Origin of the sequence: Sorangium sp. So ce1153, assembly GCF_051521595.1 — a bacterium.
Taxonomy (GTDB): domain Bacteria; phylum Myxococcota_A; class Polyangia; order Polyangiales; family Polyangiaceae; genus Sorangium.
Window position 1 is genome coordinate 6594578 of the sequence record NZ_CP150361.1, and the last position, 25173, is coordinate 6619750.

The following is a 25173-nucleotide window of genomic DNA, read 5'->3' on the forward strand; positions in this document are numbered from 1 at the left end:
TCAGCGCGATGCACGCTCCGTCGAGGCGCTCGGCCGCCTGAGCGCTCGCATGCGCCGGCGAGCCAGCGCCATGCCCAGCCCCGCCAGCGTGATGGCAAGCCCGCCGACCCGCCCGTGACCACCGACCCTGCACCCGCAGCCATCATCGCCATCGTCAGAGCCCGGCCCGGACGCCGCGCCTCCGCCGTCGCCCCCGTCGCCCCCGCCGACGCCCGCGTCGGGGCCAGGCTCAGGCGAGTCCGCGACGCAGGCGTGCGCCTCAGGGTCGCAGACCTCTCCATCATCGCAGTCCGCGTCGCCCGCGCACGCCACGCACGCCGGCGTCCCCTCCACCACGGCGCAGCGCGGCGTGCGGCCGCTGCACGGACTGCAGGAAGGCCCGCAGAAGGCGTCAATGGCGCACGGCGCGCACAGCGCGGCGCTGTTGCAGTACGAGCCCGGATCGCAGCCGTTGTTTCCAGCCAGGTCGACGTACTCGCGGCCACACTGCGCGCAGGCGTCCCCCTCCGACGCGCTGGCGCCGCCCAGCAGGGTCTGATGAAACGACGCTGGCGCGAGGAGCGTGAAGCCGGACTCCGCGAGGCTAACGCTGCCTGGGTCGGAGGCGCCCAGCTGGAAATCCGTGAATTCACCAGTGAGGACAGAGACCTCGAGCGCCGAGTGCTCGGCGATCCCGGCATAGAGGAGCTCGACAGGATACAGCCCCTCCCGGGAGAACGTGACGGTGTTCGTCATGCGCCAGGTGGGCCTGCCGAGCACGGGGGATTGCACCAGCACCGGATAGGCGGCCTGCTCCGCATCATAGAGCACCAGGGCGACGGCGTCGTCGGCGTAGATGCCGAAGTGGAGCGGCTGATCGACGTGCTCGGGCGGCACGGCCAGGTAACCGCGCAGGCGCACGCCGAACGACACGGTGGGATCGCTCTCGCGGAAGTCGCACCCCCCTGTCGGACAGCCGGAGACAGCGTCGCGGAAATCGCCGAAGCTCCACTCGTTGCCGGCATTGTTGTTGTTCGAGAAATCGAGCGGTGTGCTCGCCACGAAGCTCACGAGATCGCGCTGCCCCGCATCGAAGAACGTGTTCATCTTCTCGATGAAGCTCGCGTCTTCGCCCGTCGCATCGTAGAAGTCGCCCGCCGGGTCGGTCGACAGGCCGTGCACGGCGCACAGCCCGGTGCCTCCCTCGGCGGGGAGCGGAGCGACGGGATCTCCGTCGATGATCACCGGCGCGGCGATGGCGGAACCGGATGCTCCCAGCGCAAGGGAGAGCGCGATCGCGAGAGATGTCGTCAGGGGAAGAGGTCGACTGGACATGGCTGCTCCGTGAGATGAGGAGGACTGCGCAGCGACGCGACCGATCGCGAGCGCTGCGGGCACCATCGTCACGTTACCGAGGGCCGGCGGCGCGACGCCATGACAGGGCATCTTCTCCACGGGGCCGATGGCGAGCAGCGGGGGACCACACCCGCCGCTCCCCGGCGGGGCGCGCCGCGCGCCCGTCCATCACCCGAGCCGCGAGAGCGCCGCCCGGGACGCCCCCGCCCCGGGATGGCGCAGGCGCGCCCGCAGCGCCGCGGCCCCGGCGAGCAGCTCCCGGCCGCGCGGCGCGTCCCCTGCCCGCGCGGCGGCGACGCCCGCCCAGTGAAGCGCGTCTGCCTTGGCCCACGCGTCCTCGCCGGCCCACGCCACCGCGGCGTCGGCGAGCGCCGCCGCCGCGGCTGCACCTCCCGCGCCGCGCCCCAGCGCGCACCGCGCCGCGACCACCGCGAGCCGCGCGCGGAACGGGCCGAACCCGCACGTCCCGGCGACGTGCATCCCCTCGCCCGCCTGGCGCTCGCCCTCGTCGAGCCGCCCGGCCGCGAGCGCGATCCGCGCCGCGAGCTCGTGGCACCGCAGCGCGACCTCCACCTCGCCCGTCGCGGAGGCCCAGCGGCGCGCCTCGGCGAGGTGCGCCTCGGCCGCCGCGACGTCGCGGCCGTCGCCGCGGCCGCCGTCGCGCTCCTCGCTCTCGTCGCTCTCCTCGCCCCCCAGCAGCGCGAGGCCGAGCAGCGTGTGGCCGTGCGCCACGTGCCCCTCCCAGCCGCGCCGCCGGCACGCCGCGATGTTCCGCTCCGTCGCCTCGCGCGCCTCTGCGCGGCGCCCGAGCGCGAGGTCGTGCTCCGACGCCCAGAGCCCCCGGCGCGCGATCGGCGCGTCGCCCATCGCCCGGAGCCGCGCGAAGCGCTCGCCCGCCGCGTCGACCTCGCCGAGGTCGTGCAGCACCGCGCCGAGCAGCGCCTGCGCGCGCACCGCGTGGGCGCGGTCCGCCGCGCGCTCGGCGATCTCCGACGAGCGCTCGACCAGGCGCCGCGCCGCGGTCAGGTCGCCGCGCAGCCGCTGCGTGTACGCCAGCGTGCGCAGGCCGGTCGCGAGCGGCGCCGGGTCGGCGAGCGCCTCGGCTGCCTCGTTGTGCGCCTCGTGGCAGGCGCAGGCGAACGCGAGGTCGCCGAGCGCGCCCGCGTAGAGCCCGGCCTCGTACGCGAGCGACGCGCGCACGCGCGCGGGCAGCGAGGCCGGCACGCCGCGAGGATCGTCGCCGCCGGCGAACGCGCGCAGGATGCGGGCGCCGCGGGCCATGTCGCCGAGCCTGAGCCCGAGGTGCGCGAAGCCCCCGAGGCCGAGCTCGTAGATGTCGAGCGCCTCGGCCGCGCGCCCGGCGCCGAGCAGCTCCAGGATCACGGCCTCGTGCGCGTCGAGCGCGCCGCGCTCGCGCGGCGGCCGGCGCGGCGCCTCGTCCAGGCGCGGCGGCGGCGCGGCGCTCCCCGCGGCGTGCACGCGATCCGGCGGCACGGCGAGCAGCGCCTTGAAGTGCTGCCGCACGAAGGGGTGCGTCGAATAACAGAGCTCGCCCTGCCGCGCCGGGAACACGAGCCCCAGCCGCTCGAGCCGCGCGAGGCCGCGCGCGAGCTCCGCCGCCCCCCACCCCGCCATCGCGCCCGCGATCTCGCCGCCGGCCCGGATCAGCTGGAGCAGCGCCGGCTCACCCGCGCCGCCGGGGAACACCGACAGGCGCGCGAGCAGGTCCCGCTCGCCCGGGGGCAGCGCGCGCGCGTAGGCCGACAGCACGGAGCTCAGGCGGCGGGCGAGGACGTCGTCGCGCTCGGCCTCGGCGAGCTGCGCCGCGTCGAGCCGCCCCGCGTCGCCGCCGAGGAACGCGCCCACGTAGGAGCCGACGACGGCGACCGAGAGCGCGTGGCCGCCCGTCCGCTCGAACAGCGCGCGCAGCGCCCCGTCGCCGCTGCGGATGCCCCAGCGCCGCATCAGCGACGCGGCGTCGTCCGGCGAGAGCGACGCCGGCCGGATCGCGGCGAGCCCGCCGTCGGCCCAGGCCGCGAGATCCGCGAGCTCGAAGCGCGACGTGACGAGCGCCCGCGCGCCGCCGAGCCCGGCCGCGATCGCGCAGAGCAGCCGCCGGAGGAGCGCGTCGTGGAGCTCGCCGTGCGCGCGCCCGGCGCCCCCCTCGGCCTGCACCGCCTCGAGCCCGTCGAGCACGAGCAGGTGCGGCGGCCCCTGCCCCAGCGCTCCCCGGAGCCGCGCGAGCTGCTCGCCGGGCGCCGCGGGCGCGCTCGGCGCGGCGCCCTCGCCCTGCGCGAAGTAGGCCGCCGCCTGGTCCAGGAACGCCTCGGTCCTCGGGTCGTCGTAGAAGCTCCAGACGAGCACGCCGCCCGGCCGCGGCGCGTCGCCGAGCCCCTGGAGGAAGCGCTCGGCGATCGCGGTCTTGCCCGCCCCGCCCACGCCGAGGAGCGCGACGACCCGCGGCTCCGGCGGCGAGGCGTCGGCCCACGCGGCGAGCCGCTCGAGGACGTCGCCGCGCCCGACGAAGTGCCGCGCGCGCTGGAGCGTGTGCGCGTGCAGCGGGCGCCACGCGGGGGCGCCTGCCTGCGGCGCCGCGGCTTCTACTTGTGCTGCCGCGGGCTCCTCCGCCGGCGCGCCCCCGGCCTCGCCGGCGAGCAGCTCCGCCTCGGCGATCCCGAGCTCGGCGCTGAGCCGCTCGAGGATGCGCCGCCGGGACGGGCTCCGGACCGAGAAGCCGAGCCGCGGATCGTTGACCGCGCCCGACTCGTAGCGCCGGTAGGTCCGCACATCGACGCCGATCGACGCGGCGACCTGCTCCTGCGTGAGGTCGAGCTCGAGCCGCGCCCGCTGGAGGAGCGTGTGGTTGAAGTGGACCGCGGGCCCCGCGCCGCGGCCCGCCCTGGGGACCTGTGCCATCGCTGCGAGCGCTCGATGTTCGGCGATGCAGCGCCCTCCTGTCCACCCGCGCTGCCCGGTCCTGCCCGGTCCTGCCCGGCCCCGGCCCTTCCGGATCCGGTCCGCCCGGACGCATGGTCCACGCATGAGCACGACGACGCACGCCGAACGACTCGCCCAGCGAACCGACCACGCCGACGACCTCCGCGTCTTCACGGTGACGAACCTGCTGTCCCCCGACGAGTGCGCCGGGTTCATCCGCCTCGCCGAGTCGCAGGGCTTCGAGCAGGCGCCCATCGGCGGCACCGAGGTGGTGAACCTCGAGGTCCGCAACAACGGCCGCGTCATCCTCGACGACCCGACCCTCGCCACGCAGCTCTGGGAGCGGCTCGCGCCGTGGACGCCGCCGTTCTGGGGCCTCCACCGCGCCGTCGGGCTGAACGAGCGCTTCCGCTACTACCGGTACGCCGAGGGCGAGTACTTCAACTGGCACGGCGACGGGTCGTTCGTGCGACCGGACGGCGAGCGGAGCCTGTTCACCGCGATGATCTACCTGAACGACGACTTCGAGGGCGGCACGACCGACTTCTGGGGCGGCCGCAGCATCACCCCGCAGCGCGGGATGGCGCTCGTCTTCGAGCACCGGCGGCTCCACCGCGGCGCCGCGGTGACGCGCGGGCGCAAGTATGTGCTCCGCAGCGACGTCATGTACCGCCGCGGCTGATCTCCGGCGCGGGCGGCCGCGCGCCGCGCCCCGTCAGCGCGGCGTCCCTGCCCGCGCCAGGGCGCGCCGGTCAGCGCGCCAGCGCGTCGGCGAGGCGCGGCAGCACGTCGCCCGCCCGGGCGTCGACCTTCACGGCGCCGAGCTCCTCGCCCCGCGCGGACCCGAGGTTCACCATCGCGATCGGGATGCCCCGCTGCGCGGCGCGCAGCACGAAGCGGTAGCCCGAGAAGACCGCCAGCGACGAGCCCACGACGAGGAGCGCCTCCGCCGCGTCGACCATCGCGAACGCCGCGTCGACGATCGGCCGCGCCACGTTCTCGCCGAAGAAGACGACGCGCGGCTTGAGCGGCCCGTCGCAGCGCAGGCAGGGAGGCGCCCGGAAGCCGGCCACGTGCTCCGCGGGCAGGTCGGCGTCGCCGTCGGGCGCGACGTCGGCCGCGAGGCGCAGCCAGCCAGGGTTCTGCGCGAGGAGCCGCTCCTGCAGGGCGGCGCGCGGCTCCATCGCGCCGCACTCGAGGCAGGCGACCTCGGCGAGCGTCCCGTGCAGCTCGATGACGCGGCGGCTGCCGGCGGCCTGGTGGAGCCCGTCGACGTTCTGGGTGATCAGGCCCTCGATCAGCCCGCCGTGCTCCAGCCGCGCGAGGGCGCGGTGCGCCGGGTTGGGCTGGGCCCGGGAGAACCGCTCCCAGCCGATCACCGCGCGCGCCCAGTAGCGCTGCCGGATCTCGGCCGAGCGCGAGAACTCCCGCCCCTGGATCGGGTTGCGCGCGCGGCGCCGCGTCTCGGGACCGCGGTAGTCCGGGATGCCGGACTCGGTGCTGCACCCCGCGCCCGTCAGCGCCACGAACCGCTTGCCGCGCAGCAGCGCGATGAGGTCGTCGAGGGTGGCGCCGGCGAGCGTTTCGCTGAGCTGCATACGCCCGTTTGTGGCCCGTCGCTGCGGACGTCGCCACCAGCCGCCGCCGGCCCGCCGCAGCGCCCCGGTGCAGCCGCTCCCGGAGCCTGCGCCTGGAATTCCTTGACGTATCCATGCGAACGTGCAATAGGTTAGTTGAAACTGATTTTCTTTATCAGAAATCAGGACACAGCGGCCCGCGACTTCACGTCCAGAGCCCGATGAACCGAGCCCACGCGGCTCTCGAAGCCCATCGGAGCTGGATGTGACGACGTGCCCATTTCGACGTTCGAGCCGACTCCGTGCCTCGACGCCCTCGCTGGCGGAGCGCGCGTGCTGGTCGGCGGCGGGGCGCCTGTGCGCCGCAGCGCAGCCCTCGCGGCCGCGCCCGCGAGGCGCGCGGCGGCGCGCTGAGGCCGGGAGCGCGGGTCGCGGCGCGCGCGGCGCGATCCGGCGCTAGCTCCGGGCGACCCCCGCTGTCGCGCGGCGGCCGAGCGGCGCTCTGGCCCGAGCGCCGCGCCGCGAGCGCCACCCGATTCCACAGCTTGCAAGGAGTAGTCGATGAATTCCATTTCGATGCCGGACTCTCTCGCGCTGCCCGTGGTGAACGCCGGGCAGCTCCTCAGGCAATACACCCCCGAATCGGCGTTCTTCTTCTCGTCGCCGACGCGCACGCTCCTCGCGCAGGGCGTGCACGACGTCATCCTCGAGCCGAACGGCGCCGACGGCGGCGATCGCCTGGCGGACCGCGTCACCAGGCTGCTCGCGGCGCAGGGGAGGCACGGCCATGGACTCCCCATCGTCGTCGGCGCTGTGCCCTTCAACAGCACGTCGCCCGCGCACCTCATCGTGCCGAGGACGATCCAGAGCGCCGGCCCGCTCAACGCCGCGGCGGAAGCGCTCCGGCGGGAGCCGCCGGCGGCCATCCAGGAGCTGCGCATGTTCCCCGAGCCCCGCGATTACGTGCGCGGCGTCGAGCTGGCCGTGGGCCTGATGCGATCCGAGGCGCTGCGCAAGGTGGTGCTCTCCAGGATGCTGGAGATGACGCTGCGAGAGCCGGTCGATCTCCGCCTCGTGCTGCAGCGCCTCTCGCAGCAGAACCGGAGCGGCTACACCTTCGCCGCCAACCTCTCCGATCCTGCCCCGGGGGTGTACGGCCCGGAGCGCAGCGCCCCGCTCTGGCGGCAGCGCACCCTGATCGGCGCCAGTCCGGAGCTGCTCCTCTCCCGCTCCGGACTCAGGATCATCGCCAATCCCCTCGCCGGCTCCGCGGTGCGCAGCCCGGACCCCGAAGAGGACCGGCGGCGGGCGGTCGCCCTGCTCGCTTCCGAGAAGGACCGGCACGAGCACGCGATCGTCGTCGAGGCCGTCGCCGCCGCGCTCCGGCCGTTCTGCCGGCGCCTGAGCGTCCCCGAGGAGCCTTCCCTCACGCAGACAGCGACCCTCTGGCACCTGTCGAGCCGGATCACGGGGGAGCTGCGCGATCTCTCGATCTCCTCGATGAAGCTCGCCACCGCGCTGCACCCGACCCCCGCCGTGTGCGGATACCCCACCGAGTCCGCCCGCGCGGCGATCGGGGCGATCGAGCCGTTCGATCGCGGGTTCTTCACGGGGCTCGTGGGCTGGTGCGACGCCTCCGGAGACGGCGAGTGGGCGGTCGCGATCCGCTGCGCCGACATCGCCGGCCGGTCGCTCCGCCTCTACGCCGGGGCCGGGATCGTCCTCGGCTCCGACGGCGACCGCGAGCTCGCCGAGACCTCCGCCAAGCTCGGGACCATGCTGAACGCGCTCGGCCTCGACCAGGCGCCGGAGCTCTCGTGATGGCCGCGGAGGAGGGCCGACCGGCGCTGGACGGCTGGACTCCGTGGCCGTCCGAGGTGGCCGATCGCTACCGCCGCGCCGGCTTCTGGCGCGGCGAGACCTTCGGCGACCTGCTGCGCGAGCGGGCCGCGCAGCACCCGCGCCGCACCGCGCTCGTCGGCGGCGATCGCCGGCTGAGCTACCTCGAGCTCGATCGGCGCGCCGATCGCCTCGCCGCGGGCCTCTTGCGCCTCGGGATCCGGCCGAGGGACCGCGTGGTGGTCCAGCTCCCGAACATCGCGGAGTTCTTCGAGGTGTGCTTCGCGCTGTTCCGGCTCGGCGCGCTCCCCGTGCTCGCCCTGCCCGCGCACCGCCGCGCCGAGATCACGTATTTCTGCGAGCACACGGAGGCGGTCGCCTACGTCGTCGCGGACAGGGACGGCGGGTTCGATTACCGGGAGCTGGCGAGGCAGGTCCGGCGCGAGGCAGGGACGGTGAAGCACGTGCTCGTGGCCGGCGAGCCAGGCGAGTTCACCGCGCTGTCGAGCCTTCACGACGAGCCCGTCGAGCTCCCGAGGCCCGACCCCGGAGACGTCGCCTTCTTCCAGCTCTCGGGCGGGAGCACCGGGGTGCCCAAGCTGATCCCGCGGACGCACGACGATTATCTGTACAGCGTGCGTGCCAGCGCGGAGATCTGCGCGCTCGACGCCGGCAGCGTGTACCTGGCCGTCCTCCCCGTCGCGCACAACTTCACGCTCAGCTCCCCCGGGAGCCTGGGCGCGCTGTGCGCCGGCGGCCGCGTGGTGCTCAGCCGCCGTCCCAGCCCGGACGAGGCGTTTCCCTTGATCGAGCGGGAGAAGGTCACGATCACCTCGCTCGTGCCGCCGCTCGCCTCGGTGTGGCTGGAGTCGGCGCGGGCGACACGGCACGATCTGTCGAGCCTGAAGGTGCTCCAGGTGGGCGGCGCCAAGCTCTCCGCCGAGGTCGCGCGCCGGGTGCGACCCGCGCTGGGCTGCGCGCTTCAGCAGGTGTTCGGGATGGCGGAAGGGCTGGTCAACTACACCCGCCTCGACGACCCGGACGACACCGTGCTCGAGACGCAGGGCCGGCCCATCTCCCCCCTCGACGAGATCCGGGTCGTGGACGACGAGGATCGCGACGTCGAGCCCGGGCAGGTCGGTCACCTGCTCACGCGCGGGCCTTACACGATCCGCGGCTATTACCGGGCCGACGCGCACAACGCGAAGGCGTTCACGCGCGACGGCTTCTACCGCACGGGAGATCTCGTGCGGCGGACGCCGGCCGGCGACCTGATCGTCGAGGGGCGCGCCAAGGACCAGATCAACCGCGGCGGCGAGAAGATCGCCGCCGAGGAGGTCGAGAACCACGTCCTCGCCCACCCGGCGGTGCGCGACGCGGCGCTCGTCGCCATGCCGGACGAGCGGCTCGGCGAGCGGTCGTGCGCGTTCCTCGTGCCCCGCGGGCAGCCGCCGGCGGCGCGGGAGATCAACGCCTTCCTGCGCGAGCGCGGCGTCGCCCAGTACAAGGTGCCCGATCGCATCGAGTGGCTCGACGCGCTGCCCACGACGAGCGTCGGCAAGGTGGACAAGAAGGCGCTCCGCCAGTGGATCGCCGGCCGGCTCGCGCAGGGCGCGCGGGGCTGAAGGAGCGGCGCGGGCGGAGGCGGCGCGGCGAGCTCCGCTGTCTGGCCCGTCGACAGGGAACGTTCGTTTCGATCACGTGAGAGAGGAAGCATCATGGGAATCCCCAGAATCCAGGCCTATTCCATGCCACGCGCCGACGAGACCCCGCAGAGCCGGGTGTCGTGGCGTCCGGATCCGAGGCGCGCGGTCCTCCTGATCCACGATATGCAGCAGTACTTCCTCGGCTACTACGACGTCCAGGCGTCGCCGGTGGTCGAGCTCCTGGCCAACACCCGGCTGCTCCGGGAGCGGTGCGCGGCGAGCGGGATCCCGGTCGTCTACACGAAGCAGCCCGCCGAGCAGACGGACGCGCAGCGCGGCCTCCTGCTGGACCTCTGGGGACCCGGGCTGACGCAGCAGCCGGACAAGCACGGGATCGCGACCGAGCTCGCCCCGGGAGACGCCGATACGGTCCTCACCAAGTGGCGATACAGCGCCTTCCAGCGCACCGAGCTGCTGGATCTCATGCGCCGGTGGGGCCGTGATCAGCTGATCGTGTGCGGGGTTTACGCGCACATCGGGTGCCTGCTGACCGCGTGTGAGGCGTTCATGAACGACATCCAGCCGTTCTTCGTGACCGACGCGACCGCCGACTTCTCCCGGGAGCAGCACGAGATGGCGATCTCCTACGTGGCGCAGCGGTGCGGCGTCCCCCTGCCGACCCGCGCGGTGGCGGCCGCGCTCGCCCCGCGCGGCGAGGCGAGCCTCCCGCTCCGCGACGCGCCGCCGCCGTCGCCTCCGTCGTCATTTGCGTGGACGCTCGACCGGGCGCCAGGCCTCGAGCGCCTGCGCGGCGACGTGGCCGAGATCCTGGAGCAGCCCGCGTCGGCGATCTCCGATCGCGATCACGTCCTCGACCTGGGGCTCGACTCGATCCGCCTCATGACGCTCGTCGAGCGGTGGCGCGGCGCGGGGATCGAGATCACGTTCGTCGAGCTCGCCGAGCTGCGGACGCTCGCAGAGTGGTGGGAGCTCCTGGCCACGCGGCTGCCGCGCGAGACAAGGCCAGCGCCGCGGCACAGCGCCGAGGCGCTCGTCCAGGAGGCGGCCGGCTGATCGCCGCGTCAGCGGCGACGAGGAGCCCTTTCATGAGCGAGACCGCGACTCCCCCGCCCGCGGCGGCGGCGCGCACGCCCCCGCGCCTCCTCGAGGTGCTGCGCGCGACCCAGATCTCCCCTCATCTGCGGCGGATCACGCTGGGCGGCGAGGCGCTCGCCGGGTTCCCTGCGGGCGCTTCTGGCGCGCACATCAAGGTGTTCCTGCCGCGCGAAGACCAGGGGTCGCCGGAGCTGCCCGCGCTCGGCCCGGACGGCCCGATCTGGCCGCCGGCGCCGCGGCGGCCGATCACGCGGACGTACTCGGTGCGGCGGTACGACGCGCGGGCCGGAGAGCTCGACGTGGACTTCGTGCTGCACGGGGACGACGGCCCCGCGTCGCGCTGGGCCCGCCGCGCCGCGCCGGGCGGCCGGATCGGCGTCGCCGGGCCGAGCGGCCCCGATCCGATGCTCGGGCCCGCCGACTGGTACCTCCTGGCCGGCGATCTCGCGGCGCTGCCGGCCATCGGCGCGCTGCTCGAGGCCCTGCCCGCCACGGCGCGCGGCCACGCCGTCGTGGCGGTCCCCGACGAGGCGGACGTGCAGCGGCTCGAGCGCCCGCCGCAGGTCGCGCTGACGTGGCTGCTCCTCGGCGGCAAGCACGCGCCCAGCCCCGAGCTGGAGGAGGCCGTCCGCACCCTGATATGGCCCCTGGGCCGGGTCTTCGCCTGGGTGGCCGGCGAGTCCGCCTCTGTGCGCGCGATCCGCGATCACCTGCGCAGCGAGCGCGGACTCGGACGCGACGCGATGTACGCCGTCCCCTACTGGAGGGCCAGCCGCTCCGAGGAGGTGTATCACGAGGAGCGACATCGATTCATGGACGAGCTCGAGAACACCTGAGGCATCCCCTCGAAATCTCGGAGAAATTGAACAGGGAGGCGGGGAGGCGGGGAGACGAGAGGGGAAATTTTCAAACCACTCCCCGTCTCCCCGCCTCCCTGTTCAATTTCTCCGCTGAAAAGTGCTGCAAAACGAGGGGATTCCTCAGCGACAACACCTGAGAGGAACAAGCGATGGAGTTCAAGGACAGGGTCGCGCTCGTCACGGGCGCGGCCCAGGGGATCGGTGAGGCGGTCGCGCGCGCGCTCGCGGCGCGCGGCGCGGCGGTGGCCGCGCTCGACGCGAACGGGGAGCGCCTGGGCACGGTGGTCGCGGATCTGAGGGCGAGCGGCCACCGCGCGGCGGCGTTCCCGGTGGACGTGGCCGACGCCGGGGCCGTCGAGCATGCCGTGGACTGGATAGAGCGGGAGCTCGGTCCCCTCGAGTTCCTCGTCAACGTGGCCGGCGTGCTGCGCGTGGGCCCGGCCCTCTCGCTGAGCGACGAGGACTGGGAGCGGACCTTCGCGGTGAACACGCGGGGGGTGTTCAACGTGAGCCGGGCCGTGGCGCGGCGGATGACGGCGCGCTCTTCAGGGGCGATCGTGACGGTCGGGTCCAACGCGGCGCGGACGCCCCGGGTCCACATGGCCGCTTACGCCGCCTCGAAGGCGGCGACGACCATGTTCACGAAGTGCCTCGGCCTGGAGCTCGCGAAGCACAACGTCCGGTGCAACGTGGTGTCCCCGGGCTCGACGGACACGCCGATGCAGCGCTCGCTGTGGGCGGACGAGCGCGGGGCGCGCGCGGTCATCGCCGGCAACCTCGAGGCGTTCAAGCTGGGGATCCCGCTGAACCGGATCGCCGCCACCGAGGACGTCGCCGCGGCGGTGCTGTTCCTGCTCTCGGATCAGGCGCGGCACATCACGATGCACGACCTCTGCGTCGACGGCGGCGCCACGCTCGGGGCCTGATCCGGCCCGCAGGCGGGGCCCGGCGACCGCGGCGGCCGCCGGGCCTCGCGCTCAGGCGCCGCCCTTCTCGACCTTGCCGAACAGGATGTCCGACGCCGTGCCGCTCATCACCACCGCGGCCACGGCGACGGCGACCGCGATCGCCACGGCGCCGATGACCCGCGAGGGCTTCATCTGCCACCACATCGCGAGGCCGCTGAGCGCCCAGAGGACCAGGGTGATGCCGGTGATGTCCGCGAACAGCGCCCAGACCCAGGTCATCCCGCCGTGAACAGGGAAATGGTGGGTCTTGTGCAGGTTCCCGAGCAGCTCCACGAAGCGCAGCTGCGCGGGCGCGTCGTCGGGCCGCCCGTCGAGGCGGCCTGACCCGAGGTCGTACGTGACGTTCCACGCGCGGGCGTCCGCGTCGCGCACGCGGAAGCGCAGCTCGGGGCTGACCTCCGGGTGGGCGCGCAGCGGGCCCGCGCCCTCGACACCCAGCCCGGGCAGGAGCTCCTTCACCTGCTCTTCCACCGCCGCCATCCTGTGCTCGGGCAGATCGATCTTCGCGCCAGCGAAGGGAGGATCAGGCGGCTTCCCGGGGCCGGGCGGGAACGTCGAGAGCGTCGCGTCGCCGTCGTCCAGGCTGATGAGCAGCATGGTGCGCCCCCCGTCACGGGTCGATCCGGTGAGCTCGGGCCAGCCAGAGAACGAGCCGGGCGTCCCCTCGTCGAGCGTGTAGCGCGCGGGCGATCCGGCGTTGAGCTGCTCGACGACCTGGCGCGCCAGGGCGTCGGGATCCCAGGGCCTGAACGCGGTGAGCGCCGCGATCTGCTCGGCGGAGATCTCCCGCCGCTCGAAGTCGCGCCCGATCTGCGGATGGTTGAACAGCACGCCGCTGATCCCGAACAGCAGGATCCAGGGGAACACGAGCAGGCCGAGGTACATGTGCGCGCGCCGCACGACCTTCATCGCGGCGCCGTACCGCTGCCGCGGGCGGCGTCCCGGCGCGGAGCGGGGCTCTCGCGCGGGGTCGTCCCTCATCGCACCTTCCCGATCGGGCGCCAGCATCATCGCAGCTTCGCGGCCGAGAACACGACGCCTGGCGCGGTAAGGCTCACCTCGCCGGGGCCATTGCCGCCGAGCTCGCGGAAGGTGGTCGTGTCCTGGCCCTGGAACTGGAGCACGAAGCTCTTGCCGCCGAGCGACACGCTCACGACGCTGCCGCTCGTGGGCTCGTCGTCGAGCACCGTGGCCGCCGGCTCGTCGCCCAGGGTGACGCTGGCCCACCGCCACGCCGCGGCGCTCGCGAGCACCCGCGGGTGGGTGTCCTCCTTGATCTCGAAGGCGTCCTCGTCGAGCACGCGCAGGTACGCCTCGCCGCCCGAGCCGCGGATGAGCGAGCCGGCGGCGCCGCCGTCGAACAGCGAGCCGAGCTCGACGTGGAAGTCGGGGTCGAACGCGCCGGCCTCGAGGTCGAAGCGCAGCATGCAGGGCGCCGCCGCGCTCTCCGCGTTGAGCCGGTGCACCGCGGCGCCGTACGCCTCGGTGGCCATGTAGATCTTGCCGTCGGGCCCCTCGGCGCCGTCGCGCACGTAGCCGCAGCGATCGTCGGTGACGACGGTCGCCTTGTCCGTCGCGGTGTCCACGACGACGATGCCGGCCTGGCTCGGCACCTCGGGCCCGTTCCTCCACCCGGCGAAGGAGATCACCGCGTCGCCCACGCGCAGGGGCGCCGCGGTGAAGGTGAGCGTGGCGTCGGGGATCACGAGGTCGTCGAGCTCGATGGCGCCGGTGACCGTCATGTCCTTCGGATTCCAGATCACGACCTGGGCGGTGTACCCGTCGAAGAAGTACGCCTTGGTCTCCGACACGAACTGGAACTGCCCGCCGTACTCGTCGAGCTTCGCGAGCCCCTGGCCCTGGAAGCTGACCGTGGCGCCCTTCTTCAGGCCGCCGTTGGCGCCGAGGTCATAACGGGTCACGGTCGGCCCGGCGTCGCTCGCCACGAACAGCGCGCCGGCCCCGTCGGGCGCCGCGCCGATGCCGCGCCCGAGGATCTCGATACCGCTGTCCAGCGACAGCGGCGCGTCGCTCTCGAGCGTGTCGGTCAGCAGGATGTAGCTCAGCGTGTCGGCCGCCTCGACGCCGAACACCTGCGTGGTGAGCGCGAACAGGTCACCGGACGCGCTCACCCCGCCCCCGGCGCCGCCTTCGCCGGCGCTACCGCCTTCGCCGCCGCTCCCGCTGTCGCCGCAGGCGACCAGGCAGGGGACGACGAGGGTGAACAAGAACGCCTTCATGGGGCGAAGAGAACGCGACATCGATTCATCTCCTTTCGATCGGATACGTGGTCACAGCTCGAGGACGAGCTTGGCGTAGGCCGCTCGTCCCGGGCGCTGTACTCCATAGAAATCAAAAGCTTTTTGGTCGGTGAGGTTGTGGAACTCGAGGCTGCCGCTCACCGAGCGTCCGCCGCTCTGCACCGCGTAGGCGAGCGCGAGCGCGTGCAGCAGCTGCGGCTCGACGGTGTGCTTGGCGTCTCCGGCGCTCTCCCAGCCGAGGAAGAACTCGCCGACGTAACGCGTGCTCCAGGTCAGCGTCAGCGCGTCGCGCCGGTGGAAGGGCTCAGGCCACTGCAGGCGCGCGGCGGCGTCGGCGAACAGGAACGGCTGGTTGAGCATGCGGTCGCCCTCGAAGCGGGAGAGCGGCCCGGCGCTCGTCGTGTTCCGGAAGTCCTGCCACGTGAGCTGACCGTCGAGCGCCAGCCAGTCGCCCGGCGACGTCCACCCGACCGACGACTCGAGGCCCAGGGACCGGGCCGAAGGGAAGTTCTCGTACTTGGCGTAGCTGGCCTGCCCGCCCAGCCGGATGAGGTCCTCGACGAGGCGACCGAAGCCGTTCACGTCGAAGCGAACGTGACCGAAGCCGGTCTCCGCGCGCTCCAGCGTGACGCCGGCGTTGACGTTGTGGCTCACCTCCGGCCGGAGGTGCAGGCTGTCGGTGATGACGCCGCCGTCGCCGAACAGCTCCTCCGCGCTCGGCAGCCGCGTGGCCAGCTCGTACGAGGCCTTCGCGTAGAGCGCCTCCGTGAAGCGGAGCCGCAGGCTGTCGCCGATCCCGAGCCGGTGGCGCGTCAGATCGAGATCGCGGAGGGCCCCGCTCGGGAGCACCTCCTTCGTCCCGATCACCTGCGCGTAGCCCTTGAGCAAGGCGATGTTCGCGAGCCGGCCGTCGAGCAGCCTCGCCTCGTACTCGACGCCGGCCACGCCGCCGAGCAGCCCCCGCTGCGCGGTGAGCGGATCGTACCCGTCGCGGATCGCGCGGTTCCTCCCGGTGCGGCTCGCGTACGTGGGCGACACCCCGAGGCGCACGAGGTGCTCGGGCGCGACGCGGAAGGCCAGGTTCACGCTGGCGTACGCGGTGTGCTGGAGGACGGCCTGATCGGCCGCATCGCCCATCTCCCCCGGCTGCGGGAGCGTCGCGACGCAGCGCCCTCGCCAGTCGTAGCGGCAGGTCGCCATGTCGCGGAAGGCGGTGCGCGCGAGCGCGTAGCCCGCCACGGCGTCGAGCCGGAGCCTCCTGCCGTGGAGCGGCTGCTCGTACCGCACGTGGCCGCCGCCGGACTGCCTGCCATAGGTGACCTCGCCATAAGGCACCGTCATGAACAGGTTGTGCTGCACGTCCCTGTCGTGCGCGGCGTAGAAGGCCCGCAGGAGGAGCCGCTCTGCCCAGGGCCGCCGGAGCCACCCCGCCTCGACCGAGCCGCCGGCCGCGCGGTAGCGGTCGTGGAACCGGCGGACCTCGTCGCGCTTCACGCGCCCGCTGTCGTCCAGCACCTCGACGTCCTGCATCGGGTAGTCGTTCCGCGCGTGGTCGACGAAGCCGCTCGCGCGCGCGAAGAGCCCGCTGGGCTCGTGCGCGTGGCGCGCGCCCAGGGTCAGCCGGTACGTGCCGAAGGAGCCGACCTGGTACGACGCCGAGGCGCGCGTGCCGCGGGTGTCCCGATCGCTCACCAGGTTCACGGCGCCGCCGAGCGCGTCCGCGCCGAAGCGCACGGGCACGACGCCGCGGTAGATCTCGACCCGCTCGACGAGGTTGACCGGGACGGCGGCGATCCCGGACGAGTAGCCCGAGAGCGCGAGCGGCACGCCGTCGAGGAAGAAGCGGATCTGCTCGCCGGTGAGGCCGTTGAGCGAGAAGCGCGTGGCGGAGCCGAGCCCGCCCCCGCGGCGCACGCCCACGCCCTCGGAGCGGGCGAGCACCTCGCCGAGATCCGCGGACTGCCGCCGCGCCGCGGCGGTCTCGACGACCTTCACGGCCTCCGCGGATCGGCGGAGCCGCTCGGCCTCGGAGGCGCCGCGGACGCTGACCTCGAGCGACGGCGGGGCGGCGAGGGGCACGAGGCGCAGCGTCGTCTCGGCCTCTCGCCCCGAGGCCGCCGCCACCCGCACCGTGAGCTGCCGCGCGAACGCGGGCGCGGCGGCGACGTCGTACGGGCCGGGCGAGAGCGCCTCGACGCGGAAGCGCCCCTGCTCGTCGGTGCGGGCGACCCGGCGCGAGCCGCCGTCCGGGGACGCCACCGCGATCTCGACCCCTGCCACGGGCTCGCCACCAGGGCCCGACCAGAGGACCCGCCCGGCGACGGCCGCGGTGGCCGGCGTCGCCGCCGCGGGCGCCTCGGCAGCGGGGGTCGCCGCCGCGGGCGTCGCCGCCGCGGGCGCCTCGGGCAGCCGGAAGTCGTGGCGGTAGAGGATCCGCGCCGCGACGCTCCGGTCCCCCCGCCGGGCCGGCGTGAAGCGGAAGCGCAGCGCGGCCTCCTGCGCGGCCTCGTCGAAGCCGTGGCCGGCGGGTGTCGCGACGTCCGCCTGGGTGACGCGCCCCTCGGCGTCGATCGTCAGCGTCAGGACGACGCTCCCCTCCATGCCGGCCGCGCGCGCGGCTTCCGGATAGACGGCCTCGGCGCGCTCGACGAGCTCGGGCGCGCGCACCTCGATCGCGGCGCCGCCCCCCGGCGCGCGCGCCCCCTGCCCCGACTCGGCCTCTTTCGTCCCGCGCTCCTCGCGCTGCTCGACAGTCGGCGCGACGGGCGCCTCGCGGCTCGCCCGCGCCTCCTGCGCGAAGGCCGGACGCGCGCCGCAGGGCAGGAGGGCCAGTATCCAGACCAGCCCCGCGCGACGGGGACGCCGCCCGCGGTTCATCGCATCTCCAGTCCAGCCCGCCGACACGTCATGAGCCGGCGCGCCGGACAGGCCTGCGCAGCCGCGCACCCCAGGGCGGCTCGCCTCCGGGTCGATCCATGTCTGCTCCGCGAGGCCGAGCGAGGCGCTCGCACAGGCACGCTGCCGCGAGCGTTCATGTCAGCGCTCGACCCTTGCCTCATCCGTCGTCGTCCCCTGCCGGCGAGAGCGGAACGATGACGACACGCTTGCACCGCCGGCACTTCAGCTCGATGCCGCCGGCCACGTGACGCGCGAGCATGCTGCCGCAGTCGCAGCGAAGCGCCTCGCTCTCCGCGTGGCCGGCAACACCGCAGTGCCCGCACCGGCCGCCGGGCGAAGCCTCCTGTTTCAGCGTCAGGTCGTTCATCCCTGGCCCTCTTTCTGCCACCGCCTCTGCCCTGGACGTCAGAAACGATAATGAAAACTACTTTCAATTTCGAATCGGGGCTCTAGCACGCCAATGTCCAGGCTGTCAAGTAGATCTCCTCGCACGTGAGCTCTCGGGGAATCCGGTGATCCGGGAGGCCTTGTGCGCGCGAAAGAGACGCGCGCAGCAGGTGCGCGCAGATCTCCGGGAGACCGGCCGGCGCGACGCTCCGAGCGAATCCGCTTGACGGGTTCTACCCGATCCTTTAGCTAATTGAAATCAGTTTTCATTTTCATATGAAGCCGGCGCCGGCTCAGCGCACGGTGCGAGCGCGCCGGTGCCGGCCCCCGGGTCGACCGGCGTCAGGCAGCCCGGCGGCGCGGCCGTCGCGCCGCGCTCGCTGCGCTGCGCCCGCGAGGCCCAGTGTTGCGGCGAGCGGCGAGCGGCGAGCGGCGAGCGACAGACAACAACGACGAGCCAAGCGTGCTTCGTGGAAGCCGCGTCCTGAGGTCCTGAATCCATGAGCGCCAGTCGACCCCTCACCCAAGCGCAAGCGGCCATGTGGCTCGAGCACACGCGAGAGCCGCAGAGCACCGTCAACAACACGGCGGAGCGGATCGCGCTGCGCGGGCCGCTCGACCTCGATCGGCTCAGGCAGGCGATCCTCGCCATGCAGCGCGAGGCGGAGGCCCTGCGCATCCGGTTCTTCGAGCAGGACGGCGAGCCGCGCCAGCGCCTCGGGGAGGCAGCAGAGCCCTTCATCGCGCTGCGCGATCTCACCGGCGCGGACGACCCGCAGCGCGCGGCCGACAGACAGATCCTGCAGCAGCTCGATCAGGCGTTCTCGCTGGAGGACGGGCGGCTCTGTGATCAGACCATCTACCGGCTGGCCCCCGATCATCACCTCTGGGTCTTCCGCGCGCACCACATCACCCTCGACGGCTACGGCTTCCAGCTCTGCAAGAGCCGTGTCGCCGAGCGCTACCGCGCGCTGCGCGACGGCCGCGCCCTGCCGCCGGCCTTCGCGAGCTTCGCCCCGGTGATCGACGAGGATCTCGCCTACCAGGGCTCCGCGCAGGAAGCCCGGGATCGGGAGGCGCTCGTGCGCGTCTACGGCGGGCTCGATCTGCCGCCGGTGCTCTTCGAGGAGCTGGGTCTCTTGCGGGGGAACCGCGCGAGCATGGAGCTGCCCGCGCGGCTCGGCGCGAAGCTCAGGAAGAGGGCGACCGAGCTCAAGGTGAGCTGGCCCAACCTGCTCTTCGGCATGGTGGCGGCCTTCCACGCGCGCCTGACCGGCGAGCGCGACGTGCTCCTCGGCATCCCGGTGATGCAGCGGATGGGCACCGCGGCCCTCAGGGTCCCCTGCATGGCCATGAACATGATCCCCGTCAGGGTCCGCGTCGATCCGGACTCCACCCTTCCGGAGCTCGCGGAGCGCGCGAGGAGCGCGTTCGACGGCCTGCGCGCCCACCAGCGCTATCACTACATGCGCCTCTGGCGCGACATGAACTACAAGCGGCTGTTCGGCCCCGAGGTCAACGTCATCCCCTTCAACGCGCCGCTCGACTTCGGCCCCGAGCTCACGGCGACCGTGACCAACGTCGCGTCTGGCCCGGTGGAAGATCTCTCCTTCGCCTTCTCCAGCTGGGGAGACACCCTTCAGTTCACGCTCGACGGGCACCCCTCGCTCTACGATCTGGCCACCCTCGAGGCGCACCAGCAGGCGTTCGTGGCGGCGCTGGACGCAGGCTGCGATCCGCTCGCGATCCCAGCGCTGGCGTCATGAGCGCGGCCAGGGGACACGATGAGGGCCAGATCGCCGGGGCGACCGGGCGCGGCGCCGCGGGCCGGGAGCGAGGCGACCATGGCTAGCGCTCGCTCCGAGCGGACGATCCTGCTCCTCGTCGCGGCGGTCCAGTTCGTCAACCTCCTCGACGTCATGATGGTCATGCCGCTCGGGCCGGATCTCGCGAGCGCCCTCGGCATCCCGGTGTCCGAGCTCGGCCTCGTCGGCGGCAGCTACACCGCCGCGGCGGCGCTCTCGGGCGTCGCGGGCGCGTTCTTCCTCGACCGGTTCGACCGGCGCCGCGCGCTCGCCGTCGCGATGCTCGGCCTCGTGCTCGGCACCGCGGCGGGCGGCCTCGCGACCGGGCTGCCGAGCCTGCTCGCGGCGCGCGTGATCGCCGGCGCCTTCGCGGGGCCCGCGACGTCGCTCTCCCTGTCCATCGTCGCCGACGTCATCCCGCCCGAGCGGCGCGGCAAGGCCATGGGCGTCGTGATGGGGGCCTACTCGTTCGCCGCGGTGCTCGGCGTGCCCGCCGGGCTCGAGCTCGCGCGCCGCGGCGGGTTCCACGTGCCCTTCTTCGCCGTCGCGGGGCTCGGGGTCCTCGTCGCGGGGCTCGGGATCGCGCTCTTGCCCTCGATGCGCGGCCACCTCGGCGGCGCGGCGGCGCCGGGGAGCGCCCTGCGCGAGCTCCGCGCCCTGGTCAGCCGCCCGCTGGTGGTGCTCTCGTACCTGGCGACGGCGGCCGTGATGATGGCGTCGTTCCTGATCATCCCGAACATCTCGGCCTACGTGCAGCACAACCTCGGCTACCCGCGCGACCGGCTCGGCCTGCTCTACCTCGCGGGCGGCGCGCTCAGCTTCGTGGTGATGCGCACGGCGGGTCCGCTGCTCGATCGGCTCGGCGCGTTCCGCACGAGCCTGGCCGGCGCGGCGCTGCTCGTGGGCGTCCTCTACGCCGGGTTCCACGCGTACGTGCCGGGGCTGCCGGTGATCGGCGTCTTCGTCGGCTTCATGACGAGCACGACGATCTGCAACATCTCGTACAGCACCCTCGCCTCGAAGGTGCCGCTCCCCGCGGAGCGGGCGCGCTTCGCGTCGATCCAGTCGGCGGTGCAGCACCTCTCCTCCGCGCTCGCCGCCTTCCTGTCTGCCCGGATGCTCCGCGAGCTCCCGGACGGGCAGCTCGACGGCATGGACGGCGTCGCCGCGCTCGCCATCGCCTTCGCGCTCGCCTTCTGCCCGCTGCTGCTCTGGATCGAGCGCCGGGTGGTCCTCGACCTGGCGCGCCGCGCCGGGCCAGCGCTGGCCGCACGTCCGGCCGGATCGCTCGGCGGCGCGCCGCCGCGGTGAGCTGCGCGGGCCGTTCCCGGCGTGTTCCCGGCGCGCTCCCGCGGCTCACGGCGTGCGCGGCGGGAGCGCGGCGTCCGCCGGCGCGACGCCGGCGGCGACCGCGGGGTAGCCCTGGCCCTCGCGCGTCCCGGCCGCCTGCGTGACGAACAGCAGCGAGAACCCCGGATAGACGGCCACCCAGGGCGCGCGCGGCGCGAGGGCGGACGAGGCGCCGAACACCGGCGCCACGGCGCGCTGGAGCGGCCCGTCGTGACCCCAGCGGGCAGCCAGGCCGATCGCCGAGCGCCCGGCGCTGTCGCGGGCGGCGTAGTAGACGCGCAGGCTCGCGCGGCCGGTGGTGGACACGGCCAGCACCGGGGCGGGGTCGAGGACGGCGACGCTGTCGAAGGGCTCGCCCTCGCCGGCGAGCGCGCCCGCGCCGGGCCGCGACGCCGGCGCGAGCGCGGGGCCGCCGCCGACGCGCTCCCAGACCAGGCCGTCGTCGCTGCGCGCTTCCCCCACGGAGGACGCGTCGCCGTCGCTGGCGACGGCGTAGAACATCCGGAACGAGCCGTCGGGCAGGCGGACGACGCCGGGGCTCCCCGGGATCGCGCCGCGCTCCCAGCCCTCCTCGTCGGAGGCGAGCGGCGCGAGCACCGGCGCCGGCTCGCGCTCGAAGGCGGCGCCGTCGGCGCTGCGCGCGAGGCCGATGCCGCCTTCGGCCGCGTAGTACAGCCAGATCTCGCCGCGCACGAGGAGCGCCGACGGCGCTGCGACGACGCCGCCCTCCCAGGGCAGCTCCGGCGCGAGGACGGTCACGGAAGACCGCGCGAACGAGCGGCCGTCCGCGGCGTCGTGGCGGACGATCGCGTTCGGCGGGGCGAGCGGATCCGGCGCGGCGCCCTCGGCGTGGAGCGTCGCGGCGAAGAAGCCGGCGACCGCGAGCGTCGAGGGATCGCCGTCGAGATCGATCACGGAGGCGTCACGCGCGAAGCGATCGTCGTCTTCCATCACGTGCGGCGCCACCCGGGAGCTCCCGAGCTCTTCCTGATCGATCTCGCGGAACGGGCCGGCATGGGCGTTCGGCACGCTGCCCTCGCCGCCCTCGGACGGGAGCGTCGCGCAGGCGACGAGCGACAGCGAGGCGGCGCACGCGGCGAGCGCTCCCAGGAGCGACCGGAGCGACGGCCGGCGCAGAGCGAGCCCTGGCGGATGGGGGGTGATCCTGCACATGCAACGATGCTCAGAGATCCGCATGCAAATTGCCCCTACGTGCGTCCGTACGTTTCCAGATCTGCGTGCAAAGCGACCCCATACGCGCAACGACGCTTGGAGATTTGCGTGCACAGCGACCCCGTGTGCGTCATTCCGCTTGCAAATCTGCGTGCAAAGTGACCCGACGTAGGTGGCAGGTTTGCCACCATGGCCTCCGGCGTGGGCAGGACCCGATCGGGTAGCATGAGCGCAAGCTCCGCTCGCTCGAGCCGCCGTTGACGAGGTCAGAACCCCGCCGTCACGGTCCCCCCGAGGTTCACCATCGTCCCGCCCGCCCGGTAATCGCCGACGAAATCCGCCGGATTGTCCTTCTGCACGACGACCTCCGGCAGCACGGACAGCTGCCCGTGGAGATCGATCCGCAGCGACCCCGGCAGCTCCGCCAGCGGCCGGTTCAGGACGACGCCCGCGCCCAGGGACACCGTGTGCCGATCCGCGTCGATGTAATTCGTCGCGCCCCGCTGCGGCGGGACCGGCGAGCGCTCGTAGACGTAGCCGGCGCGGAGCGGGATCTCGATCGCGCGGCGCTCGCCTTCCTGGCCGGCGACCTTGCGCAGGCCCCCTGCCGCGAGGGCGAGGACCTCGACGCCGAGCCGCGGCACGAGCCGATCCGCGAACCGGAGCGGCACCACCGACGTCGGCCGCGGATCGTCGGGCAGGTCGAGCGGCAGCTCCGGGGGCGGCGTCGCCTCGAGGTGCGCCCGCGTCCTCGCCACCGGGCTCTCGTAGGCCGACCAGTTCACCCACGCGACGTCCACGTTCACGCGCAGGCCCTCGATCCGCTGGAAGCTCGCCCCCACGACGACCTGCTGCGGCAGGAACGCGTCGACCGTGCGCGACTCCAGCTCGTACAGGAGCGGCACCTCGATGCCCGCGAAGTCGACGACCCCTTGCAGCCGCGCGTCGATCGACAGCGGGAGCTTCGCCTCGCCGCGGTAGGCGAGCCCGACGAAGCCGAGGTCTCCGGCGCGCACCCGGGCGCCGAGCTGCGGGTAGCGGATCGACGTGAGATCGGCGTCGACCTCGTGGCGGAGCGCCGAGTCGTAGGGGGACAGCGCGTCGGCGCGGCCGGTGACCGAGAAGCGGCCCCGCGTCGAGGCGAGGAAGGCGACGCCGCCGCCGATCTCCAGGAACGAGAGCGGGCGCAGCGCGACGTTCGCGGCCAGGAACAGGATCGAGAGCCGGTCGTCGTGGAGCTCCCAGCGCGGCGTCTCCTGGCGGATCGCCGTGATCCGCGACAGCCCGTCGTCCGGCAGGAACGTCGCCAGGCCGAACGCGAACGGCACGCCGAGCACCTCGCCCGGCGCGACGAGGCCGCCCGAGAGCCCGTGGACGTCGCGCACGCCGCTGTCGCGGCCGTCCGTGCGCAGGCGGTTCGACGCGTACGCGTAGCCGATCGAGAGGCCGAGGCCCGTCGCGCCGGCGAGGCCCGCCGGGTTGTAGTAGCTCGCCGAGAAGTCGGTCGCGTCCGCCGCGAGCGCGCCGCCCATTGCGGCCCCGCGCGAGCCGAAGCCGTACGCGTCCGGCGCGTGCGCGCGCGCTCGCCGCGTTCGCCCGCTGACGACGAGGGCGAGCAGCAGGGCGGCGGCGCAGGGGAGCCGGCGCATCAGAACGCCACCCCGACCGTGGTCCCGCCCGCGACGAGGAAGCCGCGCGCGCGCACGGCGCCGCCTTCCCCGGCCGCGGCGCCCGGGTCGCCGCGCTTCTGGTGCGCGCGCGGCAAGAGCAGCTGGACCTCGGTGAACAGGTCGAGCGTCAGCCGCGGCAGCGGCGCGGCGAGCGCGAGGCCGTAGCCGAGCGAGAGCCCGAGGCGCGCGTTGTCGTAGACGTTCGACGCGCCCGTCTGCTCGGGCGCGGGCGACGGCTCGAAGAAGGCGCCGCCGCGCGCGTGCGCCGTGGCGCCAGGCCGCAGCGCGAGGGTGCGCTCCACGCCGACGCGCGGCACGACGGTGTCCGAGTACCCCGGGGCCGCGGGCGCCGGCGCCGAGCACGAGCCGGTGAACGGCTCGCCCGTGTCGGGGTCGACCTCCGGGCAGCGCACCGTCGCCTCGACAGCGCCGGGATAGTCCGACCAGCGCTTGTACGTCGCGCCGATCGCCACCCTCCAGGGGCCCCTCACGCGCGCCACCTCGAGCGCGAGCTCCGCCGGATCGTACTGCGCGATCCCCGCGATGTTGAGCGGCGGCACGGCGATACCCCCGAGGTCCTCGGCGTGGATGACGACGTTGAACCGCCCGACGAGCTCGCCGCGGAACGTGGCCCCCACGCGGTAGGCGCCGAGATCGTAGCTCGCGCCGACGATCGGCCCGTAGCTCGCGACGAGCGTGTCCTCGACGAGGGTGCCGACGCGCCCGGAGGCGTCGGTCGCCACCGTCACCGAGCCGGAGAGCGCCGCCAGCGCCGCGAAGCCGGCCCCCACCCGGACGCCGCGCCCGAGCGACGCGCCGAGCGCCGCCTGCGCCGCGACCGACTGGGTGCGGTCCGCGAGCGGGAACTGCGGCGTCTCCGGGTAGAGGATGCGCCCGCGGACCACCACGTCGAACGGCGTGAAGAAGCCGAGGCCGATCGTCACGCGGTCCGCGAGCGCGCCGCCGAACGGGATCGGCAGCGTGGCGCCGATCAGGCTGCCGCGCAGCGGCGCGTAGGACAGCCGCCGATCGCCGGCGCGGAGGTCGAAGATCGCGCCCTCGAGCCCGAGGGTCAGCCGGCGCTCGCGCGACAGCGACAGGAGCGCCGGGTTCGCGTGGACGGCCTCATATCCCTCGGCGCTCGCGGCGCCGGTCGCGCCCATGGCGCTCGCGCGCGCGCCGAAGCCGAGCACGTCCTCGGGCGACGCCTGAGCCGCGCGCGCCGGCGCGAAGGCGAGCCCCGCCGCGAGAACGCGAAGAAGAGGAGCGATACCGCGCCGCATCCAGCGGACCGGGCGAAGCATGCGCGGGCGACCGTAGACTGGGCCGCCCTGGCGCGCTAGTCGGTACC

General features: G+C 74.0%; 18 protein-coding genes. 8 read left to right on the forward strand and 10 right to left on the reverse strand.

From position 1 onward, the window contains the following. Positions 1-1314 carry an outer membrane exchange protein TraA family protein gene (gene traA, locus WME85_RS23665; RefSeq protein ID WP_437841158.1) on the reverse strand — a complete coding sequence of 438 codons (1314 nt, stop codon included), beginning with the start codon at positions 1312-1314 and terminating at the stop codon, positions 1-3. A gap of 189 nt (positions 1315-1503) precedes the next feature. Then, positions 1504-4251, reverse strand: a complete 2748-nt coding sequence (locus WME85_RS23670; RefSeq protein ID WP_437841160.1) for a helix-turn-helix domain-containing protein — start codon at positions 4249-4251, stop codon at positions 1504-1506. A 124-nt stretch (positions 4252-4375) separates the two neighbouring features. Here WME85_RS23670 and WME85_RS23675 point away from each other — a divergent pair, with 124 nt between their 5' ends. Then, positions 4376-4954 (forward strand): 2OG-Fe(II) oxygenase, encoded by a 579-nt coding sequence (locus tag WME85_RS23675; RefSeq protein ID WP_437841162.1) that lies wholly within the window; start codon positions 4376-4378, stop codon positions 4952-4954. Positions 4955-5024: 70 nt separating this feature from the next. Here WME85_RS23675 and WME85_RS23680 read toward each other — a convergent pair whose 3' ends face one another. Next, complete coding sequence (locus WME85_RS23680) at positions 5025-5870, reverse strand: NAD-dependent protein deacetylase (RefSeq protein WP_437841163.1); 846 nt, start codon at positions 5868-5870, stop codon at positions 5025-5027. 540 nt (positions 5871-6410) lie between these two features. Here WME85_RS23680 and dhbC point away from each other — a divergent pair. The 5 genes from dhbC to WME85_RS23705 all read left to right on the forward strand — a co-directional run bounded on the left by dhbC (position 6411) and on the right by WME85_RS23705 (position 12236). Beyond that, complete coding sequence (gene dhbC / locus WME85_RS23685) at positions 6411-7670, forward strand: isochorismate synthase DhbC (protein ID WP_437841165.1); 1260 nt, start codon at positions 6411-6413, stop codon at positions 7668-7670. Beyond that, on the forward strand, positions 7670-9313 hold the full coding sequence (locus WME85_RS23690) for a (2,3-dihydroxybenzoyl)adenylate synthase (protein WP_437841167.1): 1644 nt from the start codon (positions 7670-7672) through the stop codon (positions 9311-9313). The genes dhbC and WME85_RS23690 overlap by 1 nt, the downstream gene beginning before the upstream one ends. Positions 9314-9406: 93 nt before the next feature. Continuing rightward, on the forward strand, positions 9407-10408 hold the full coding sequence (locus WME85_RS23695) for an isochorismatase family protein (protein WP_437841169.1): 1002 nt from the start codon (positions 9407-9409) through the stop codon (positions 10406-10408). Positions 10409-10440: 32 nt separating this feature from the next. Then, positions 10441-11286 (forward strand): siderophore-interacting protein, encoded by an 846-nt coding sequence (locus WME85_RS23700; RefSeq protein ID WP_437841171.1) that lies wholly within the window; start codon positions 10441-10443, stop codon positions 11284-11286. 173 nt (positions 11287-11459) lie between these two features. Beyond that, entirely contained in the window at positions 11460-12236 is a 777-nt protein-coding gene (locus WME85_RS23705; RefSeq protein WP_437841173.1) for a 2,3-dihydro-2,3-dihydroxybenzoate dehydrogenase, read from the forward strand. Positions 12237-12287: 51 nt separating this feature from the next. Here WME85_RS23705 and WME85_RS23710 read toward each other — a convergent pair whose 3' ends face one another. The 4 genes from WME85_RS23710 to WME85_RS23725 form a co-directional block, all read right to left on the reverse strand. Beyond that, a complete protein-coding gene (locus tag WME85_RS23710) occupies positions 12288-13259 on the reverse strand; it encodes a PepSY domain-containing protein (protein ID WP_437841174.1) in 972 nt (323 codons plus the stop codon). A 26-nt stretch (positions 13260-13285) separates the two neighbouring features. After that, complete coding sequence (locus WME85_RS23715; RefSeq protein WP_437841176.1) at positions 13286-14539, reverse strand: hypothetical protein; 1254 nt, start codon at positions 14537-14539, stop codon at positions 13286-13288. A 30-nt stretch (positions 14540-14569) separates the two neighbouring features. Beyond that, on the reverse strand, positions 14570-17416 hold the full coding sequence (gene mxcH / locus WME85_RS23720) for a TonB-dependent siderophore myxochelin receptor MxcH (protein ID WP_437841177.1): 2847 nt from the start codon (positions 17414-17416) through the stop codon (positions 14570-14572). A 178-nt stretch (positions 17417-17594) separates the two neighbouring features. Next, the gene (locus WME85_RS23725) at positions 17595-17804 is read right to left on the reverse strand and encodes a hypothetical protein (RefSeq protein WP_437841179.1); all 210 of its coding nucleotides are present in this window, start codon (positions 17802-17804) and stop codon (positions 17595-17597) included. Positions 17805-18324: 520 nt separating this feature from the next. On the opposite strand from WME85_RS23725, the gene WME85_RS23730 reads away from it, so the two are divergent. Both WME85_RS23730 and WME85_RS23735 read left to right on the forward strand, forming a co-directional pair. Then, positions 18325-19590 carry a condensation domain-containing protein gene (locus WME85_RS23730; RefSeq protein ID WP_437841181.1) on the forward strand — a complete coding sequence of 422 codons (1266 nt, stop codon included), beginning with the start codon at positions 18325-18327 and terminating at the stop codon, positions 19588-19590. Between the two features lie 78 nt (positions 19591-19668). Beyond that, positions 19669-20940 (forward strand): MFS transporter, encoded by a 1272-nt coding sequence (locus tag WME85_RS23735; protein ID WP_437841183.1) that lies wholly within the window; start codon positions 19669-19671, stop codon positions 20938-20940. Between the two features lie 45 nt (positions 20941-20985). Here the strand turns inward: WME85_RS23735 and WME85_RS23740 are convergent, their stop codons facing one another. The 3 genes from WME85_RS23740 to WME85_RS23750 form a co-directional block, all read right to left on the reverse strand. Next, complete coding sequence (locus WME85_RS23740; protein ID WP_437841185.1) at positions 20986-22152, reverse strand: hypothetical protein; 1167 nt, start codon at positions 22150-22152, stop codon at positions 20986-20988. Positions 22153-22418: 266 nt separating this feature from the next. After that, the gene (locus WME85_RS23745; protein ID WP_437841187.1) at positions 22419-23801 is read right to left on the reverse strand and encodes an OmpP1/FadL family transporter; all 1383 of its coding nucleotides are present in this window, start codon (positions 23799-23801) and stop codon (positions 22419-22421) included. Further along, positions 23801-25126 (reverse strand): OmpP1/FadL family transporter, encoded by a 1326-nt coding sequence (locus WME85_RS23750; RefSeq protein WP_437841189.1) that lies wholly within the window; start codon positions 25124-25126, stop codon positions 23801-23803. Before WME85_RS23750 ends, WME85_RS23745 begins: the two co-directional genes overlap by 1 nt. Between the last annotated feature and the right edge of the window lie 47 nt (positions 25127-25173).

Excerpts from the sequence above, each read along its gene's own strand:
- traA (WP_437841158.1), bottom strand. The coding sequence starts at position 1,314 with ATGTCCAGTCGACCTCTTCCCCTGACGACATCTCTCGCGATCGCGCTC.
- WME85_RS23670 (WP_437841160.1), bottom strand. The coding sequence starts at position 4,251 with ATGGCACAGGTCCCCAGGGCGGGCCGCGGCGCGGGGCCCGCGGTCCAC.
- WME85_RS23675 (WP_437841162.1), top strand. The coding sequence starts at position 4,376 with ATGAGCACGACGACGCACGCCGAACGACTCGCCCAGCGAACCGACCAC.
- WME85_RS23680 (WP_437841163.1), bottom strand. The coding sequence starts at position 5,870 with ATGCAGCTCAGCGAAACGCTCGCCGGCGCCACCCTCGACGACCTCATC.
- dhbC (WP_437841165.1), top strand. The coding sequence starts at position 6,411 with ATGAATTCCATTTCGATGCCGGACTCTCTCGCGCTGCCCGTGGTGAAC.
- WME85_RS23690 (WP_437841167.1), top strand. The coding sequence starts at position 7,670 with ATGGCCGCGGAGGAGGGCCGACCGGCGCTGGACGGCTGGACTCCGTGG.
- WME85_RS23695 (WP_437841169.1), top strand. The coding sequence starts at position 9,407 with ATGGGAATCCCCAGAATCCAGGCCTATTCCATGCCACGCGCCGACGAG.
- WME85_RS23700 (WP_437841171.1), top strand. The coding sequence starts at position 10,441 with ATGAGCGAGACCGCGACTCCCCCGCCCGCGGCGGCGGCGCGCACGCCC.
- WME85_RS23705 (WP_437841173.1), top strand. The coding sequence starts at position 11,460 with ATGGAGTTCAAGGACAGGGTCGCGCTCGTCACGGGCGCGGCCCAGGGG.
- WME85_RS23710 (WP_437841174.1), bottom strand. The coding sequence starts at position 13,259 with ATGAGGGACGACCCCGCGCGAGAGCCCCGCTCCGCGCCGGGACGCCGC.
- WME85_RS23715 (WP_437841176.1), bottom strand. The coding sequence starts at position 14,539 with ATGTCGCGTTCTCTTCGCCCCATGAAGGCGTTCTTGTTCACCCTCGTC.
- mxcH (WP_437841177.1), bottom strand. The coding sequence starts at position 17,416 with ATGAACCGCGGGCGGCGTCCCCGTCGCGCGGGGCTGGTCTGGATACTG.
- WME85_RS23725 (WP_437841179.1), bottom strand. The coding sequence starts at position 17,804 with ATGAACGACCTGACGCTGAAACAGGAGGCTTCGCCCGGCGGCCGGTGC.
- WME85_RS23730 (WP_437841181.1), top strand. The coding sequence starts at position 18,325 with ATGAGCGCCAGTCGACCCCTCACCCAAGCGCAAGCGGCCATGTGGCTC.
- WME85_RS23735 (WP_437841183.1), top strand. The coding sequence starts at position 19,669 with ATGGCTAGCGCTCGCTCCGAGCGGACGATCCTGCTCCTCGTCGCGGCG.
- WME85_RS23740 (WP_437841185.1), bottom strand. The coding sequence starts at position 22,152 with ATGTGCAGGATCACCCCCCATCCGCCAGGGCTCGCTCTGCGCCGGCCG.
- WME85_RS23745 (WP_437841187.1), bottom strand. The coding sequence starts at position 23,801 with ATGCGCCGGCTCCCCTGCGCCGCCGCCCTGCTGCTCGCCCTCGTCGTC.
- WME85_RS23750 (WP_437841189.1), bottom strand. The coding sequence starts at position 25,126 with ATGCTTCGCCCGGTCCGCTGGATGCGGCGCGGTATCGCTCCTCTTCTT.